At 68.6% G+C, this 17,499-nt stretch carries 16 protein-coding genes; 10 read left to right on the top strand and 6 right to left on the bottom strand.

The annotated features are described in order from the left end of the window. Positions 1–55 precede the first annotated feature (55 nt). Positions 56–1,087: a hypothetical protein gene (locus tag ACGFJ2_RS44200; protein ID WP_357954012.1), complete on the top strand. Its 1,032-nt coding sequence runs from the start codon at positions 56–58 to the stop codon at positions 1,085–1,087. A 55-nt stretch (positions 1,088–1,142) separates the two neighbouring features. On the opposite strand, the gene ACGFJ2_RS44195 is transcribed toward ACGFJ2_RS44200, so the two are convergent. The 5 genes from ACGFJ2_RS44195 to ACGFJ2_RS44175 form a co-directional block, all read right to left on the bottom strand. Then, complete coding sequence (locus ACGFJ2_RS44195; RefSeq protein ID WP_393478764.1) at positions 1,143–2,312, bottom strand: MFS transporter; 1,170 nt, start codon at positions 2,310–2,312, stop codon at positions 1,143–1,145. Positions 2,313–2,387: 75 nt separating this feature from the next. Next, positions 2,388–2,966 (bottom strand): TetR/AcrR family transcriptional regulator, encoded by a 579-nt coding sequence (locus ACGFJ2_RS44190; protein WP_358184373.1) that lies wholly within the window; start codon positions 2,964–2,966, stop codon positions 2,388–2,390. Between the two features lie 76 nt (positions 2,967–3,042). Then, on the bottom strand, positions 3,043–3,240 hold the full coding sequence (locus ACGFJ2_RS44185) for a hypothetical protein (protein WP_357954420.1): 198 nt from the start codon (positions 3,238–3,240) through the stop codon (positions 3,043–3,045). After that, positions 3,147–3,791 carry a sugar-binding domain-containing protein gene (locus ACGFJ2_RS44180; protein ID WP_393478760.1) on the bottom strand — a complete coding sequence of 215 codons (645 nt, stop codon included), beginning with the start codon at positions 3,789–3,791 and terminating at the stop codon, positions 3,147–3,149. The genes ACGFJ2_RS44185 and ACGFJ2_RS44180 overlap by 94 nt, the downstream gene beginning before the upstream one ends. Before the next feature lie 32 nt (positions 3,792–3,823). Next, positions 3,824–4,810 (bottom strand): LacI family DNA-binding transcriptional regulator, encoded by a 987-nt coding sequence (locus ACGFJ2_RS44175; protein ID WP_393478758.1) that lies wholly within the window; start codon positions 4,808–4,810, stop codon positions 3,824–3,826. Between the two features lie 241 nt (positions 4,811–5,051). On the opposite strand from ACGFJ2_RS44175, the gene ACGFJ2_RS44170 reads away from it, so the two are divergent. From ACGFJ2_RS44170 to ACGFJ2_RS44150, 5 genes are read left to right on the top strand one after another with little or no spacing between them, the layout of a single operon-like run. Beyond that, on the top strand, positions 5,052–6,284 hold the full coding sequence (locus tag ACGFJ2_RS44170) for a family 1 glycosylhydrolase (RefSeq protein ID WP_393478755.1): 1,233 nt from the start codon (positions 5,052–5,054) through the stop codon (positions 6,282–6,284). A 2-nt stretch (positions 6,285–6,286) separates the two neighbouring features. Further along, entirely contained in the window at positions 6,287–8,428 is a 2,142-nt protein-coding gene (locus tag ACGFJ2_RS44165; RefSeq protein ID WP_393478752.1) for a hypothetical protein, read from the top strand. Positions 8,429–8,458: 30 nt separating this feature from the next. Then, the gene (locus ACGFJ2_RS44160; RefSeq protein WP_393478750.1) at positions 8,459–9,754 is read left to right on the top strand and encodes an ABC transporter substrate-binding protein; all 1,296 of its coding nucleotides are present in this window, start codon (positions 8,459–8,461) and stop codon (positions 9,752–9,754) included. Further along, a complete protein-coding gene (locus ACGFJ2_RS44155; protein ID WP_358184362.1) occupies positions 9,751–10,683 on the top strand; it encodes a sugar ABC transporter permease in 933 nt (310 codons plus the stop codon). Before ACGFJ2_RS44160 ends, ACGFJ2_RS44155 begins: the two co-directional genes overlap by 4 nt. A gap of 59 nt (positions 10,684–10,742) precedes the next feature. Beyond that, positions 10,743–11,558: a carbohydrate ABC transporter permease gene (locus ACGFJ2_RS44150; protein ID WP_357954030.1), complete on the top strand. Its 816-nt coding sequence runs from the start codon at positions 10,743–10,745 to the stop codon at positions 11,556–11,558. 28 nt (positions 11,559–11,586) lie between these two features. Here the strand turns inward: ACGFJ2_RS44150 and ACGFJ2_RS44145 are convergent, their stop codons facing one another. Beyond that, positions 11,587–11,988, bottom strand: a complete 402-nt coding sequence (locus tag ACGFJ2_RS44145) for a DUF6223 family protein (RefSeq protein WP_357954032.1) — start codon at positions 11,986–11,988, stop codon at positions 11,587–11,589. Positions 11,989–12,262: 274 nt separating this feature from the next. Here ACGFJ2_RS44145 and ACGFJ2_RS44140 point away from each other — a divergent pair, with 274 nt between their 5' ends. The 4 genes from ACGFJ2_RS44140 to ACGFJ2_RS44125 all read left to right on the top strand — a co-directional run bounded on the left by ACGFJ2_RS44140 (position 12,263) and on the right by ACGFJ2_RS44125 (position 17,441). Next, complete coding sequence (locus tag ACGFJ2_RS44140) at positions 12,263–13,531, top strand: sensor histidine kinase (RefSeq protein WP_358184359.1); 1,269 nt, start codon at positions 12,263–12,265, stop codon at positions 13,529–13,531. A gap of 35 nt (positions 13,532–13,566) precedes the next feature. Further along, positions 13,567–14,226: a response regulator gene (locus ACGFJ2_RS44135; protein ID WP_393479274.1), complete on the top strand. Its 660-nt coding sequence runs from the start codon at positions 13,567–13,569 to the stop codon at positions 14,224–14,226. 474 nt (positions 14,227–14,700) lie between these two features. Further along, a complete protein-coding gene (locus ACGFJ2_RS44130; protein WP_393478744.1) occupies positions 14,701–15,759 on the top strand; it encodes a lectin in 1,059 nt (352 codons plus the stop codon). A gap of 104 nt (positions 15,760–15,863) precedes the next feature. Beyond that, entirely contained in the window at positions 15,864–17,441 is a 1,578-nt protein-coding gene (locus ACGFJ2_RS44125; RefSeq protein WP_393478741.1) for a ricin-type beta-trefoil lectin domain protein, read from the top strand. Positions 17,442–17,499 lie beyond the last annotated feature (58 nt).

The raw sequence follows: 17,499 nt of genomic DNA, 5'->3' as shown, positions 1-17,499 counted from the left end.
AGGTGATTTAAGTGGCCTATTGCGGCAACTGCCGGAAGTGGCCAAGATCATGGGCATGCTTGAGGACAGCCGGGCGCTGGAGGTCGTGGGGATCAGCGCGTTCGATGAGCGGATCTACCGTGGGGTGCTGGCCTGCCCCGGCATCACGGTGCAGGAGCTGGTCATGCGGAGCGGGGAGGGCGCGGGACGTATCCAGGCGTCGCTGAGCAGGCTCCGCGCCAAGGGTCTGGTCAGCCGTCTGTGGGGACGCTCGCCGCGGTGGACGGTGACGAACCCCGGGACCGCGATCCGTGCCCTGGTGCGCGGCCTGCAGAGCGAGCTGGACCAGCTCACCGACACGGCCGACGAACTGGAGGCGGCCTTCCGCACCGTCGGCCAGGACGCGGAGGAGGGTGGCCAGTTCGAGGTCCTGGCGGGCCCCGAGGAGCAGGCCCGCTGGTACGTCCGGCTGCAACAGGAGGCCAAGGAGGAGGTCCTGACCTTCGACTGCCCCCCGTACGTGCTGGACTATCACAACCCCCTGCAGACCGACCTGCTGCGCAGTGGCGTCCGTTACCGGACCATCTACGTGCCGGAGGCGTTCGACCACGCGGGGGCGCTCGACGAGGTGGGCAGCCTGATCAAGGCGGGCGAGGAGGCGCGGGTCCTGCCCCGGCTGCCGTTCAAGATGGCGATCGTCGACCGGTGGCGGGCGGTCATGCCGATGCACATGGACCCGCCGCTGACCCGCGGCGTGCTGATCAGCGGCTCCACGATGGTGGTGGCCCTGGTGGAGCTGTTCGAGCGCCTGTGGCGGGAGGCGCTGCCGGTACGCCCCGAGCTGTGGCAGGACGCGCCCGAGACGCCGAAGCCCGCCGACTCGGCGGGCCCCGACAGCGGGGAGCGGGTCGAGGCGGCGGAGCTCGGCCCCGAGGATCGGCGGCTCCTGGCGCTGCTCGCGGCCGGGCTCAAGGACGACGCCATCGCCCGCCAGCTCGGCACCAGCCCGCGCAGCCTGCGCCGCCGTCTGCGTCACCTCCTGGACCAGTTGAACGCCGAGACCCGCTTCCAGGCCGGCGCCCAGGCCAGCCGCCGCGACCTCGTGTGACCCGCGCGCCTACGAGCGGCCGGGCACGCCCGGCTGGGCGACGGGCGCCCGAAGGTCAGACCTGTTCGACGGCGCGGACCCCACCGCTCGACCGGTCCCGGAACCACGCGTAGCAGCTCACGACGATCCCGGCCACGGTGACGGCGGCGCCGACGAGATACAGCGACCGCAGCCCGAATCCACCGTCGATGACCCGGCCACCGAGCCAGGCGGCGAAGGCCGCGGCCAGCTGGTAGGCGGAGGCGTTCACCGCCATGGCCAGGGTCGGCGCTGCGGACGCGGTGGTCAGGACCCGGGTCTGCATGCCGGGAATGACGGAGAAGCCCAGCGCGCCGATCACGAAGACCAGCACCGCGGTGATCGCCGTACCGCCGCTGACCGCCCACATCAGCACCAGCGTCGCCGCGAGCACGGCGAGCAGACTGAGCTGTGACGACATCAGCGCCCGGTCGGACAGCCAGCCGCCGGCGAAGTTGCCCACCGCGGCACCGACGCCGTACACCAGCAGCAGCACGGCGATCGCGTCGGCGGTGAATCCGGTGACGCCGGTGAGCAGCGGCGCGAAATAGGTGAACACGATGAGCAGCCCCGCGTTGCCGACCGCCGTGACCGCGATGGCGCGCCGCACCTCACCGCCGCGCAACACCCGGAGCTCGGCCAGCGCGGAGGTGCCGGGTGTGGCGTTCCGGACATCCGGTACGAAGCGCAACACCAGCAGCAACCCGAGCACGCAGCACACGGCGATGGTGACGAAGGTGGACCGCCACCCGAAGCCGTTGCCGATGAACGTGCCGATGGGCGCGCCGAGGATCATCGATAGATTCATCCCGAAAACGAGCTTGGAGACGGTGGACGCCTGCTTGCCCGGCGGGGCGGTCGACGCCGCGATGACGATCGCGTTGGCGAAGAACGTGGAGGTCACCAGTGCGGTGATGATCCGGGCCGCGAAGAGGACGGCGTACGTCGGCGCGAGCGCCGAGGCCAGGTTTCCGGCGATCACCACCGAGAGGAGGACGAGGATGAGCGGCCTGCGGTTAAAGCGCGCGGTGAGCGCCGTCAGTACCGGGCCGCCGATGATCATCCCGATGGCATAGGCCGTCACCAGCAGTCCGGCCGCCGGTATCGACACGGCCAGGTCATCGGCGATGTCCGGCAAGATCCCCGCGATCACGAACTCGCCGGTCGTGATGCCGAACACGCACAGCATGAGGGAGAGGACAGGCACGCAGTTCACCTCTAATAGTTGACTGATCAGTACAAAAAATGGGCAGCGTGATACGCGGACCGCCGAACGCGGGCCTTACAGGGCCGCGAGCGCCCCTTCCACGACGTCCAGCAGGGCGTTCCTGTCGTCGGTCACCTTCGCGAGCACGCGCAGGCCGTAGTACGCGCTCTGGAACGTCCGCGCCACCTGGAGCGGCGGCCGGTCGGCGGACAGTTCGCCCGTGCGCTGGCCGACCGCCACCAGGTGGCAGAGCTCCTGTTCCAGGTCGGTGAACTGCCGCCGCACCAGCGCCGCGACGTCGCCGGTGCGCCCGCTCGGCTCGGTCGCGGCGTTCAGGGCCAGGCAGCCACGCCGGCCGGGGTCGGCCAGGTCGGCGTCGATGACGCCCAGCATCATCTCCCGCAGCCGCTCCCGCACCGATCCGGGTTCGGCCAGCATCGCCAGCTGGGCGGCGCCCTTGGTCTGCGCGTATCGGCGGACCGCCTCCTCGTACAGGCGGTGCTTGCTGCCGAACGCGTTGTACAGGCTGCCGCGGCCGAGCCCGGTGCGCGCGCACAGGTCCTGGGTGGTGGCCGCCTCGTAGCCCTTCTCCCAGAACACCTCCATCGCGGCGTCCACTACGGCATGATCACTGAACTCCCGGGGTCTGCCCATGGGCTGAAGCTAGCGGCTTCTGTACAGATCAGTCAAGAACCCCAAGCGCCCGGCTCGAGCAAGCCGAATGAGGACATCAATCGTGGTCGCCGATCCGGCTTTCGACCCTGACCAGCACCTCGACCGGGTCGCAGTCCGGGGCGACGGCGGTCAGGCGAATGTCGCCGGGTGCGGTCGGCTTCACCACGGCGAGCGCGCGGCCCTGGTAGGTGTGGTGCTCGGTCGCGTCGAACCGCTCCTTGTTCGACGGGTCGGCGCTGCCGAAGCCGAGCAGCCTTCCGTCGCCGGAGACCTCCACGCGTACGGGCCGGTCGGCCGCGGGATGTCCGGCGTGGTGACGTGCACGCCGTCCGGGCTGATGCGGACCACCTCGCCGACGAGCAGCCAGGTGTCGCGGTAGATGCCCGCGCCGGAGTACCAGCGCGAGTCCTGATGGGTGCGGCACTCCACCCGGACCTCGTTGTTCTCGCCGAACCGCAGGAACCGGTCGGCGTCGATGAAGAACCGCGAGTATCCGTACGGGCGCTGCCCGGCGTAGTTCCCGTTGACGAACACGGTGGCGTCCCGGTAGACGCCCTCGAACTCCAGCGTGATCCGCTTGCCCCGGTGCTCCTCGGGTGCGAAGAACGTCTTGCGGTACTCGTACGCGCCGCCGGGGAAATAAGCGGTCGCCGCGCCGTCCGCGGTGGCCTCGCGGTCGCGGGTGATCATCGCGTCGTGAGGTACGGTCACCGGCTCGAACGGGGGCGCGATTCCGGCCAGTTCGGCAAAGGGATTGACCTTCGGACGGAACTGCCAGTTGTCGTTGAACGATGCGCGGATCACGTAGCTCCTCGGAGTGAGAGTTTCCCGGAAGATCAAGAGGGAGACGCGGTGGAGCGCCGGACGACCAAGCGGGGAATGACCGAGAAGTGCACCGCCGCCGAGCGGCCTTCGATGCGCTCGAGCAGCAACCGCCCCGCCGTCCGGCCCATGACGTCTCCGTCCTGGTTGACGGTGGTCAACGCGATGCGGGGATGGGCGGCCAGCCTGGTGTTGTCGTAGCCGGCCACGGAGACGTCGCCCGGGACGGACAGGCCGGCCTCGTGCAGCGCGGCCAGGACGCCTAGAGCCGCCTCGTCGGTCCCGGCGAAGATCGCGGTGGGGCGCGGAGAGCGGCTCAGCAGCTCGCGGGCGCCGCGATGTCCGCCTTCCTCGGAGTAGGAGGTCGCGGCGACGGCGATCTCGTCGGCGAACCCGTGATCACGCATCACACGCTCGTAGGTCTCGGCTCTGATGCGCGGCATCTGGTCGGCCGGGCGACCGTGCTCCTGCTGGAAGGTGATGTGGGCGATGCGCCGGTGGCCCAGCGCGATCAGGTGTTCCATGACGAGCTCGGAGCCGATCCGGTCGTCGTCGACGATCGAGTCGTAGGCCGGCGAGCGGTCGTGCCTGCCGAGCACCACGGTGGGGATGTCACGGGCCACTTGCTCCAGCTGGGTGCGGCCGGCCAGCGGAGCGATCATGAGGATGCCGTCCACCTGCCGGTCTGTCAGAGCGTCCAGGGCACGTTTCTCGGTCTTGTCCTGGGTGCCGCCCTGGATCATGATCGCCTGGTAGCCGGACTCGGTGAGCTGCTCCACCAGGCCGGTCATGATCTCGGCGTAGAACGGGATCCCGATGTGCCGCAGGAGCACGCCGATGGTGTACGCCCGTCCACGCAGCGCACGCGCGGCCGCCTGAGGGCGATAGCCCAGCTCGTCGATGGCCCGCTTGACGCGGTCGCGCATGGCCTCGCTGACCCCGTAGTCGTTCCGGATGACCTTCGAGACCGCCGCCTTGGAGACCCCGGCGTGTTTCGCCACGTCGGAAATGGTCACTCGTCGTCGTCGCTCAGGCGCGACCATGGGCATCCCTTCTCGAACCGAGCCTCGCTGAGAACGTAGACCGGTCTATGCAAGATAGCGGAAGATCGAAACTGCGACTGCTCTGGCTGGTAGTAGCCCCGTAGACCGGTACACATTTTTCCTTGACCTGCTCGCGACGTAACGGCTACGTTGGCTCGCATTCCGGGGCCGGCACCGACGGCCACCGCCGCACCGACACATGATCGAGAGACGCATGCACACCTTCCCCGACGGCTTCCTCTGGGGCGCGGCGACCGCACCGCACCAGGTCGAGGGCGACAACGTCAACAGCGACTTCTGGGCGCAGGAGGAGCGCATGCCAGGAGCGGATCGCAGCGGCGATGCCCTCGACAGCTACCACCGATACGCCGAGGACATCCGGCTCGTCGCGGAATCGGGCCTGAACACCTACCGCTTCGGCGTCGAGTGGGCCCGCATCGAGCCGGCCCCCGGGAGGGTGTCCCGCGCGGCGCTCGCGCACTACCGGCGCATGATCGACGAATGCCTGGCCGCGGGCGTCACCCCGTTCGTCACGATCCACCACTTCACCTCGCCGAGGTGGTTCGCCGAGGAGGGCGGCTGGCGCGGAGAACGGGCCGTGGACCGCTTCCGCGCCTACGTCGAGACGGCCACCTCGATCCTCGACGGCGTCGAGTGGGTCTGCACCATCAACGAGCCCAACATGCTCGCGATCATGGTGCGCGAGGCGGAGGCGACGCTCGACCCCGACTCGGGTATGGAGTGGCTGAGCCCCACGCTGGAGGCGGACACGCCCCGGCCGGCGAAGCCGGCTCCGCCGGTGGGGATCGGACGCCGTCTCATCGAGGCCCACCACGCGGCCCGGGACGCGCTGCGGGAGCGCACGGACGCTCGGGTGGGCTGGTCGGTCGCGAGCCGCGCGTTCGAAACCCGCCCCGGTGCGGAGAAAGTGCGCCGGGAGCTGGAGTACGTCTGGGAGGACCTCTACCTCGAGGCGGCGCGTGACGACGACTTCATCGGGGTGCAGGCCTACTCGGCTCAGTGGGTGGGGCTGGACGGTATCGAACCGCACCCCGTGCGCCCGGACAACACCCTCGTGCGTACGGCGTACCGGCCCGACGCCCTCGGCATCGCCGTCCGGCACACCGCCGACGTGCTGCCCGACGTCCCGATCGTCGTCACCGAGAACGGCATCGCGACCGGCGACGACTCCCGGCGCGTCGCCTACACGACCGCCGCGCTCGCCGCGCTGTCCGAGGCGATGGAAGACGGCCTGGACGTGCGGGGATACATCCACTGGAGCCTGCTCGACAACTACGAGTGGGGCCACTGGGACCCGACGTTCGGCCTCGTCGCCGTCGACCGGGAGACCTTCGAGCGCCGGCCCAAGCCGAGCCTCGCGTGGCTGGGTGGCGTCGCCAAGGCCGGCGCGCTCCAAGACGGCGGGACCTGACGATGCCCGAAGCAATCGATCGGCGCCAACTCGTGCGACGGCACAACCCCGTGCTGACGTACGCGCACCCCGCTGACGTCCTCACGGTCGGCAACGGTGACATCGCGCTGACGGTCGACATCTCCGGACTGCAGACGTTCCCGTCCTTCCACGAGCTCGTCCCCGACCCGCACCGCGTCGTTCGCGATGGTGTGTCCGGTCTGCCGGAGCAGTACCCGCGCGTGTTCGACGCCGACGACTTCCAGATCCCGCTGCGCACCCAGTCGACCTGGGGCTGGTACGAGACGCGCACCGACCGGGAACTCCGGCTCGAGGACGCGACCACCCTGTACGAGACGTCCCGCGGCCCGGTCCCGTACCTCGACCGCATGGGTCTCCAACGGGCCGGCGACCCCATCGCCGACGAGTTCGTCGCGGGCGCGTGGTACCACTTCAATCCCCGCCGCGCTCACCTCGGCCGCCTCGCCCTGGTCCGGCCCGACGGGACGGGGCTCGACGATCCGACCGCGTTGACCGACGTCCGCACCGAGCTCGACCTGTGGACGGGATCGGTCCGGGCCGAGTACATCCTCGACGGCGCGCGCGTCCGCGTCACCACCGTCGCCGACCCACGGGATCACCGCTTCGCGGTGCGGGTCGAGTCCGAGCTTCTGCCGCGCGGATGGGGCGTCGCGTGGGTGTTCGACGAGCAGCCGGACGACCTGGCCGCCTTCGAACTCCCGCTCGCGCAAGAGACGGTCTGGGACCGGCGGACGGAGTGCCACTGGAACGCACGGCGCACGGTGGAGGCGCTGACCTACAGCGTAGACGTCCGCACCACTGGCAGCCTGCGGGAGGAAGCCGTCGCGCGCACAGACGCCACTGTCCTCGAAGTGGTGGTGACGCTGAGTCCGGATGATGGCAGGCAGCAGGACGAAGACGGTTTCTCCACCGTCAGTCAGTCCTCGGAGACCTGGTGGGCAGAGCACTGGAATACCGGTGCCGCGGTCAGTCTCGCTGGGAGCACGGACGCGCGCGCCCCAGAACTGGAACGTCGCATCGTTGTCTCGCAGTACCTCATGGCCGTCAACAGCGCCGGCGTCACGCCTGCCGCGGAGTCCGGTCTGACGTACAACACCTGGTCGGGGAAGTTCCACCTCGAGATGCACTGGTGGCATGCGGCGCACTTCCCGATGTGGGGCCGAGGGCGACTGCTCGAGCGCAGCATGCGTTGGTATCGCGGCGCCTTGGAGGCGGCGAAGGCGACCGCCCGCCGGCAGGGGTACCGCGGAGCCCGCTGGCCGAAGCAGACCGATCCGTCCGCGCGCGAGTCGCCGAGCAACATCGGCGTCTTCCTCCTGTGGCAGCAGCCGCACGTGATCTACCTGCTGGAGTTGCTGCGTGGCGAGGGACGCGACGAGTCGTTCCTGCGTGCTCACTACCCGCTCATCGAGGCGACCGCCGACTTCATGGCCGACTTCGCCGAGGAACGCGACGGATCGTTCGGGCTGCCGCCCCCGCTCATCCCCGCGCAGGAGAGCTACCTCGTCGACCGGGCGACGACCACCGATCCGACGTTCGAGCTGGCGTACTGGTCGTGGGCGCTCGGCGTGGCGAACGAGTGGCGAACTCGGCTCGGTCTCGAGCCGAACGAGGAGTGGGACCGGGTGGCGCGGAACATGAGCCGGCCCGCGTTACTGCCCGACGGCACATACGCCGCGATCGCGACGCCTCCGCTGCTCATCCGTAAAGATCACCCGTCCATGCTCATGGCGTTGGGGTGGCTACCGGAGACCGGCCTCGTGGACCCGGCCACGATGTCGGCGACGCTCGACTCCGTATGGGAGCACTGGGACCTGCAGTCCAGCTGGGGTTGGGACTACCCCGTCATGGCGATGACCGCGGCCCGCCTCGGCGACGTCGGCCGTGCGATCGACGCCCTCCTGCTCCCGTCGCCCAAAAACGTGTTCCTGCCCAACGGACACAATCCGCAAATGCCGGGATTTCTCACGATTTATCTGCCGGCCAACGGCGGACTGCTGGCCGCCATGGCGCACATCGCCACGGCGGTCGACCAAGGGGCAGAGCTTCCCGACGGCTGGCTGATCACCTCAGAAGGACTGGGCGCGCTCCCCCGCCCGAGCGCCATGTCCACCCCTGAATAGCTCCTCATGTACACGAAAGAGGCGAGGACCATGGGTACCAACTCCACAGCACGCGGCGCCCGTCGCCGCACCGTCATCGCGGCCGGATCATTGGCGATTGTTGGGGCGCTTGCCCTGGCCGCCTGTTCGTCGTCCGGCAAATCCGCCACCGGGGACGTCGGACTGACTTTCATGAACCAGTCGCGCGGACAAGAGGCCGCGCTCACCCAACTCGCGAAGCAGTACACCACGAAGACCGGCGTCAAGATCACCATTGACACGCCCGGCCCGGTCGACTACCTGCCCAAGCTCCAGGCGAAGGCGCAGTCCAGATCCATGCCCGACATCTATTCGTCGTTCGACGCGACTCAGATGGCGCCCTTCTACAAGGCCGGCTGGGCGATGGACCTTTCCGCCCAGCTGAATGCCGGTTGGAGCAAGAACTTCAGCCCCGCCGTGCTCACGATGTCGACGTTCAAGGAAGGCAACAACCTCGGGGTCAAGCCCGGCGTCTACGCGGTGCACTGGGAGACGCAAACATACGGCCTCCTCATCAACCCGGCGCTGACCGGAATGTCAGCGAAAAAGCCGCCCGCGACGACGGCCGCGTTCATCGACGCGCTCGCCGCTTCGAACGGCGGCAAGTTCTCCATCGCGGCCTCGCAGACACCGAACTTCATCCAGGCCGTCGCCTCGAACTGGCTGACGGACGCCGAGATCGAAGCAACCCTCAACGGGAAATCGACCTGGAAACAGGATGGCTGGCGTAACGCCTTCCAATTCCTGGTCGACCTGAAGAAGGCGGGCGTCATCGCGAACAACTCCATTCCCGGCGGTCAGGACGACCACCCGAACGTGGAGTCGTCCTTCTTCACCAAGAAGATGGGCGCGATCTTCGACGCCGCTCCCGGTGTCTCGGTGGGCCTGAGGACGAACCCGGAGTTCGAGGACTACTTCTCCACCGGGCTGCCCAAGGCTCCCGGAAGCGTCCACGAGCCGCGCTCGCCGGGTATCCCCGGGAAGGGCGCGGTGATCAATCCGAGGGGCGACCATCCTGAGCAGGCGCTGGCGTTCGTGAAGTGGCTGACCGAGCCCGCGCAGCAGGCGGTGTTCGCCAAGGTCGCTCGCATCCTTCCCAGCAACCCGGAACTCCTCGCCGGCGCGGACATCCCCGACCAGCTCGCGGGCTTCGCCGCCGGGGTGAAGGGCATGCAGGTCATGTCGACGACCTTCAAGCCTGACGTGATCACCGCGATCAGGGCGGAGTCTCAGCGGCTGGTGCTGGGCGAGGCGACGGTGGACGACGTACTCGCCAAGATCCAGGCGGCGCAGGATCGCACGTCATGACGACGTCGCGACTCGCGGTTCCCGTGGGGCGGCGAAGGACGCCGCACGGGAGGCGCGCCCTCCGGCGCAACCTGATCGGCTGGTTGTTCCTGGCTCCGGCCATCGCGCTCATCGGGATCTTCACGATCACGCCGTTCGCGCAGGCGATCCTGTTGAGCTTCCAGTCATGGGACGGCGTCAGCCCCGACACCCCGTGGGTGGGGCTGGCCAACTACGACTTCGTCGCGTCCGACCCGATCTTCTGGGCGTCCATGCGCAACGTCGTCTTCTTCGGTGTCGTCGGTTTCTTCCTCGGCAACGGAATCGCCCTGGTCATGGCGCTGGCCGTCAACAGCGTCGCCCGCGGCAAGACGTTCTTCCGCACCGTCTTCTACTTGCCGGGCGTGTTGTCGGTGGTGGTCGTCGGCCTGCTGTTCTCGTTCATCCTGGCCCCTGGGTCCGGCATCCTCAATCGGCTCCTGGGCCTGGTGGGTCTGGGCGCGCTCCAGCAGAACTGGCTCGGCGAGCCGGCCGTCGCACTGCCCGTCGTGGCGGCGGTGTTCGTCTGGTTTCACTGGGGATTCGGCTTCCTGCTCTTCCTCGCGGGGCTGCAGGACGTGCCGAAGGAACTGTACGAGGCCGCCGACCTCGACGGCGCGAACCGCTGGTCGAAGTTCCGGTACATCACCTGGCCACAGCTGGCTCCGGTCACGTCGATCGTGAGCCTGCTGACCCTGCTCGCCGCGCTCCAGATCTTCGGGACCGTACAGGTGCTGACCAACGGCGGACCGGGCCAGCACACGATGGTGCCGACCCTCGCGATCTACAACGAGGCGTTCGTCAACTGGCGCTACGGCAGCGCCGCGGCCATGTCGGTCATCTTCGGCGGCGCCCTCGTACTGCTGTCCGTGATCCAGCTCGCGATCACCAGGCGGAGGTCCCGCGTATGAGCAGCCGGACGACAGGAAGGGCCGACGAGATGTCCATCGCTTCAGAACCTCGTCGGAGGATGCGCCTCGACAAGGTCGGCCTGTACGGGCTGCTGGGCGTCGCCGCGCTGATCGCGCTGTTCCCCCTGCTGTGGATGCTGTCCGGATCACTGCAGAGCCTCACGGAGCTGCTCTCGAACGACAGCTTCCTGCCCGCCGACCCGCAGTGGGGCAACTACGTGACCGCGTGGGTCCAGGGCGAGCTCGGCGTCTATCTGCGCAACAGCGTGATCTACACGGGCTCCGCCGTCCTCGGCATTCTGCTGGTGTCCAGCCTCGCCGGGTACGCGCTCGCGCGACTCGACTTCGCGGGCAAGGGCGTGTTCACGTTCGTCATCCTCGCCGTGATGATCATCCCTGCGCCCGCCATGTTCCTGGCGCAGTACAAACTGCTCATCTCACTCGGCCTGACGAACAATCCCGTGGGCTATGTGCTGGTCCTGATCACCTCGGGCATCCCGATGTCGACGCTCATCATGCGCAGCTTCTTCGTCAGCCAGCCCCGCGCTCTGGAGGAGGCGGCCGCGCTGGACGGTGCCGGTCCGCTGCGCGTCTTCTGGCATGTGATCCTCCCGCTGGCACGGCCCGGCCTCGCCGCCGTGGCGGTCATCCAAGGGCTGGGGGCGTGGAACGAGTACCTCATGGCGCTCGTCCTGTTCGACGACAACTCCCTCATGCCCGTCCAGCGCGGTCTGACCGCCTTCACCTCCGCCGAGACGCCACAGCAGCAGATCCTCCTGGCCGCCACGACCATCTCGATCGTGCCGGTGGTGATCTTCTATCTGATGGCGCAGCGTCACATCGTGAAGGGCATCGGCGCGGGCGCGATCAAGTAGGCCGCGTCAGCTCCTCAGTCGGTGGGCGTCAAGCCTTGCGGCGGGAGCGGGCCAGGGCCAGCCCACCGAGGACCATGGCGATCAACCCGACCACCAGGTCCACGTAGCCCCCGACTATTCCGTAGCCGGTGCCGGGACCACCGTCGGCGGCGGCCACCACCAGCCCGCCGATGACTGTGCAGGCCAGCCCTGCAGCCAGGGCCACGATGGCTCCCCTTCTCCCGGTGCCGGTGCCGATACGACCGGCGGAGCGGGCCAGGGCCAGCCCGCCGAGGGCGACGCCGACCAGCCCCAGCAGCGCGGCCACCAAGGACCAGAGACGTCCGGCGGTCAAGGTGTAAGCATCGACGGGCTGGACCAGAACCTGCGCGGCTGCCGGTGTGGCGAGTGCTGAAATGCCGAGCAGGGCGGCTACGGCGGTGGCTAGCATGCGACGGACGAACATGAGGACCCTTTCGGTCGGATGAAGGGCGTCGGCAGCGTGTGCGGCGCGGTGACTCGGCCTGTGCCGGTCGAGGTGCCGGTGAGGGAGGGGTTTCACGGAATCGATCGTCGCGCCGTCGAGGCAAGCGCGGCCTCCGACAGCGGATGGCAGCGTCTACGCAGTTCTGCGTAGCCGACTCGTGTCTCGGTACGCCCGTCGTCGTAGGCGGCCGCGCGTCTGGGCGGAGTGTTCTCACGCGCGGGAACCGTAGGATCGCGGCATGGAACACCGCGCCGTGTCGTTGCGCCTGCCGGTGCCGGCGCAGGATGTGCTGGTCGCGCTGTTCATCACCGTGATGCAGGTTCAAGGGACGATCGTCCGCAACACCGGCGAGGTGGTGCAGCGCCCCCTTGGCGACCTCGGCAACCTGGGGTATGTCCTGCTGGTCGCCAGTGGTGTGGTCGTCGTCGTCCGCCGCCGGTGGCCGGTGCCGGTGTTCGTCACCGCCGCGCTCGTCAGCCTGGTGTATTACGGCCTTGGCTTCCCGGACGGGCCCGGCTGGCTCGGGCTCTTCGTCGCCCTGTACACCGTCGCCGCCTACGGGGACGGGCGCCGGTCGCTGGTGATCGCCGGCGTGGGCACCTCGGTGCTCGCCATCGCCTGGCTGGTCGCCGCGGCCGACATCGAGCCACGCGCCGCCATCGGCTGGGTGTACTTCCGGATCGGTGCGTCGGTCATGAGCGTGGCCCTTGGCGAGTCCGTCCGGTCCCGAAAGATCATCGCGGCCGAAGCTCAGGAGCGCGCCGAGCTGGCCGAACGGACTCGCGAGGAGGAAGCGCGGGCGCGTGTGGACGCCGAACGGCTCCGGATCGCGCGCGAGGTCCACGACACCGTGGCGCACGCCATAGCGATCATCAACGTCCAGTCCGGTGTCACCGCGCACGTGCTCGACAAGAGGCCGGAAGTGGCGCGCGAGGCGCTGCGAGCCATCGAGCAGACGAGTTCGCGGGCGCTGCGGGAGATGCGGGCCATCCTCGGCGTGCTCCGTGACGACGACGGTGACGACAACGACGGGCGCGTGCCGTACCCCGGGCTGGGGCAGATCGACGAACTGACCGCCAAGGCCCGCGCGGCCGGTCTCGACATCGAGCTCGAGGAGACCTCGCCCGCGGCGCCGTTGCCGAGTGCGGTGGGCAGTGTCGCCTATCGGATCCTTCAGGAATCGATCACCAACGTGATCCGCCACGTCGGTCCGACTCGGGTGACGGTCGCGCTGAACCCCGGAATGGAGGTCTTGGAGATCCGCGTGACCGACGAGGGCCGCCGTGCCGCCTCAGGTGTTGGCCTCGCGGATGCGCACCTACCGGCGCGGCAGCTGACCGGCACCGGCGGCTCGGCCCCCGCTCAGCCGACGCCCGGCCGCGGGATCCTCGGCATGCGCGAGCGCTGTCAACTGCTGGGCGGAGAACTCGACGCCGGCCCGCTTCCGGGCGGCGGGTTCGAAGTCAAGGCACGACTGCCCCTCGCGCCGACCGGGTCGCTTCTGTGAACGCGGCAGCCGCCTCACCGTTGACCAACGCTCCGATCAAGGTGCTGGTCGCCGACGACGAGGGTCTCGTGCGTTCCGGGTTCAAGGTCCTGCTCGACCTCGAGGACGACATCACGGTGGTGGGAGAGGCCACCAACGGCGCCGAAGCCGTCGAGCGGGCCCGCGCCGCCCGCCCCGACGTCGTGCTCATGGACATCCGCATGCCGAAGGTGGACGGGATTCAAGCCACCGCCCAGATCGCCCAGACGCGCGGGTTGGAGCAGGTCCGGGTCATCATCCTCACCACCTACGACACCGACGAGTACGTCTTCGACGCCTTGCAGGCCGGTGCCAGCGGCTTTCTGCTCAAAGACGCCGGACCGGCCGAGCTCCTGCATGCCATCCGGGTGGTCGCCGCCGGGGACGCGCTGCTCGCGCCACGGATCACCCGACGCCTCATCGGCCAGTTCACAGCGCGACGAACAGCCGCGCAGGCCGCGGAGGAACGGCTCGCGGTGCTGACCGGGCGCGAGCGCGAAGTGCTGGCCCTGGTGGGACAGGGCCTGAGCAACAGCGAGATCGGTACCGAGTTGTTTCTCAGCCCGGCCACCGCGCGCACCCATGTCAGCCACGCGATGGCGAAACTGGGTGCGCGCGACCGTGCGCAACTGGTCGTCATCGCTTACCAGACAGGACTGGTCAGCCCCACGATGTAGGACACGGCCACCCCGCCACGGGATGAACGTTTCAGCACCTGCCCCGCTGTGACAGCGGGATCGCACGCCGTCAGGCCAGATCGGGCCACTCCGGGGAGCGGCGGAACCGTGACGGAGGGGGCGGACCCTTGACGGATCTTTCCCCGTCATATTTGCTCCGCCACACCACCATCTCAGTCGGTGTACGTGGAAAGGAGCTCTGGATCCCGATGAGCTGTTAGCGCTCACAATGGCATGCGCTCCCTTATTCGCCAAGTTCCGGCAGATGAGGACGGACGGCCGGCTCGCCCTCGGCTGCCGCATCCGTACTCCGAGAACTCGTTCACGAGGTTAAGGATCCAGTATGTTAGCGCGAACACTACTGATCGACGCTCCCCGCTCGCTGACAGTGGCGAGGCGTTGAGCATGCGTACATGGGGACGATGGTGGGCGGCCGCGCTTACGGCCGTCGCCTTGGTGGTAGCGGGTGTAGCGATGCAGGCGGGGGTCGCCGGCGCGGAGTCCAACGGCGGGGTACGGGTCATGCCGTTGGGCGACTCGATCACCGAGGGCACGCAGGTGCCGGGCGGGTACCGGATCGGGCTGTGGCAGCGCCTGGCCGCCGGCCGCTACACGGTCGACTTCGTCGGGTCGCAGTTCAATGGGCCGGGCAGCCTGGGTGACCACGATCATGAGGGTCATCCCGGGTGGCGGATCGACCAGATCGACGCGAACATCACCGGCTGGCTGCGTACGTACACACCGCGCACACTGCTGCTGCACATCGGCACCAACGACGTCCTGCAGAACTACAGCCTGGCCGGTGCCCCGCAGCGACTGTCCACGCTGATCGACCACATCACCACAGCCGTGCCGGACGCGGATGTCTTCGTCGCGACCATCATCCCGCTGTCCAACTCCGGTCAGGAGTCCGCCGCCCGGACCTTCAACGCGGCGATCCCCGGCATCGTCCAGAGCAAGGTGAACAGCGGCAAGCACGTCCATTTGGTCGACATGCACAGCAAGTTGACCACTTCCGACCTGATCGACGGCATCCACCCCACCGCCGGCGGCTACGACAAGATGGCCGCCGCCTGGTACAGCGCGCTGCAGTCGGTATCCGGCAGCATCGGCCAACCCGGGGGCGGCACCCCCACGCCGGGTGCGGGGGCGATCAGGGGCGTGGGTTCGGGCAGATGCCTGGATGTCTCCGCCGCCTCGCAGGCGAACGGCGCGTCGGTGCAGATCTGGGACTGCAACGGTCAGTCCAACCAGAGCTGGACGCCGACCAGTGCGGGCGAGCTGCGGGTTTACGGCAGCAAGTGCCTGGACGTGTACAACCGGAGCAGCGCCGACGGCGCCCAGGTGGTGATCTGGGACTGCAACGGACAGAGCAACCAGCAGTGGCGCTTCAACTCCGACGGCACCATCACGGCGGTCGGCGCGAACAAATGCCTGGACGTGCCGAACAACGCCACCTCCAACGGCACCAAGCTGCAGATCTGGTCCTGCGGCGGCGCCGCCAACCAGCGCTGGAGCCGTGCCAACCCATGACATCACTCTCGCTGTGACAGTGACCGATCCCTCGACCACTCCCCCGCCCGTCAGGAGCGAGGGCGGACCGAGATCTTCTTGACACCCAGTAGGCAGAGGATCAGATGCGCAGAATTCTTGGCCTGGCAACGGCGGCGGCGCTCGTGGCCGGCTCCATCGTCGCGATCGGCGGTGCGGCATCGCCCGCCGCCGCGCTGGACAACGGTCTGGCCCGCACACCCCCGATGGGCTGGAACGACTGGAACAGCTTCGGCTGCAATGTCAACGACGGCCTGATCCGCCAGTCGGCCGACACCATGGTCTCCAGCGGCATGGCGGCGGCGGGCTACACCTACGTCAACATCGACGACTGCTGGTCCACCAAGAACCGCAATTCCAGCGGCGACCTGGTGCCGGATCCGCAAAAGTTCCCCAATGGCATCAAGGCTCTGGCCGACTACGTCCATTCCAAAGGGCTCAAGCTCGGCATCTACTCCTCGGCCGGAACCACCACGTGTGCGGGGTACCCGGCCAGCCTGGGCAACGAGCGGCGGGACGCGGCCCTGTGGGCGTCCTGGGGGATCGACTACCTGAAGTACGACAACTGCGGTGACCACAAGGGCATGAACGGACAGCAGCGGTACACGGCCATGCGCGACGCCCTGGCCGCCACCGGCCGTCCGATCGTGTACAGCCTGTGCAACTGGGGGCAGGAGAGCGTGTGGACCTGGGGGATGCCGGTGGGCAACTCCTGGCGCGACACCGGTGACATCGGGGCGAACTGGAACTCGATCATGGGCATCCTGGACCAGCAGGTCGGGCTCGAAGCCTACTCGGGCCCGGGCGGGTGGAACGACCCCGACATGCTGGAGGTGGGCGTCGGCGGGGTGACGGGGACCGAGGGCCGCGCGCACTTCAGCCTGTGGTCGCTGCTGAACGCGCCGCTCCTCGCCGGAAACGACATCCGCACGATGAGCGCCGACACGCGCACGATCCTCACCAACACCGAGGTCATCGCGGTCGACCAGGACTGGGGCGGCAGACAGGGCCACAAGATCAGCGACAACGGGAACCTGGAGGTCTGGCGCAAACCGATGTCGAACAGCTCGGTCGCGGTCGTGCTGCTCAACCGGGGCACCTCGACCTCGACCGTCTCCACCACCGCCTCCGCCCTGGGGCTCGGGTCCGCGTCCTCCTACTCGGTACGTGACCTGTGGGCGCACACGACGTCCTCCTCGTCCGGGGCGATCAGCGCGTCGGTCCCCGGGCATGGGGCGGCCATGTACGTCGTGACCGGAGGAGGCATCGTCACGCCGCCCGCGGGCGCGATCAAGGGGGTCGGCTCGGGCCGGTGCCTGGACGTCGTCGACGCCTCGCAGGCCAACGGCGCGCAGGCGCAGATCTGGGACTGCGGCGGCCAGGCCAGTCAGCAGTGGACGCCGACCGCGAGCGGTGAGCTGCGGGTCTACGGCGGCAAGTGCCTGGACGTTTACAACCGGGGAACCGCCAACGGCACCAACGTCATCATCTGGGAGTGCAACGGCCAGGACAATCAGCAGTGGCGCTTCAACTCCGACGGCACCATCACGGCGGTCGGCGCGAACAAATGCCTGGACGTGCCGAACAACGCCACCGCCAACGGCACCAAGCTGGCCATCTGGACGTGCAACGGCGGCCCCAACCAACGCTGGACCCGCACCTGACCTGACTCGCCGTGCGCCGGCCGACCGCCATCGATCCAACGCGGGAACTTTGCCGGCC

Origin of the sequence: Nonomuraea sp. NPDC049028 (assembly GCF_043197735.1) — a bacterium.
In the GTDB taxonomy this organism is placed as follows: Bacteria; Actinomycetota; Actinomycetes; order Streptosporangiales; family Streptosporangiaceae; genus Nonomuraea.
The sequence above is the reverse complement of the archived record's forward strand: the minus strand, read 5'-3'. Positions and strand labels throughout refer to the sequence as shown.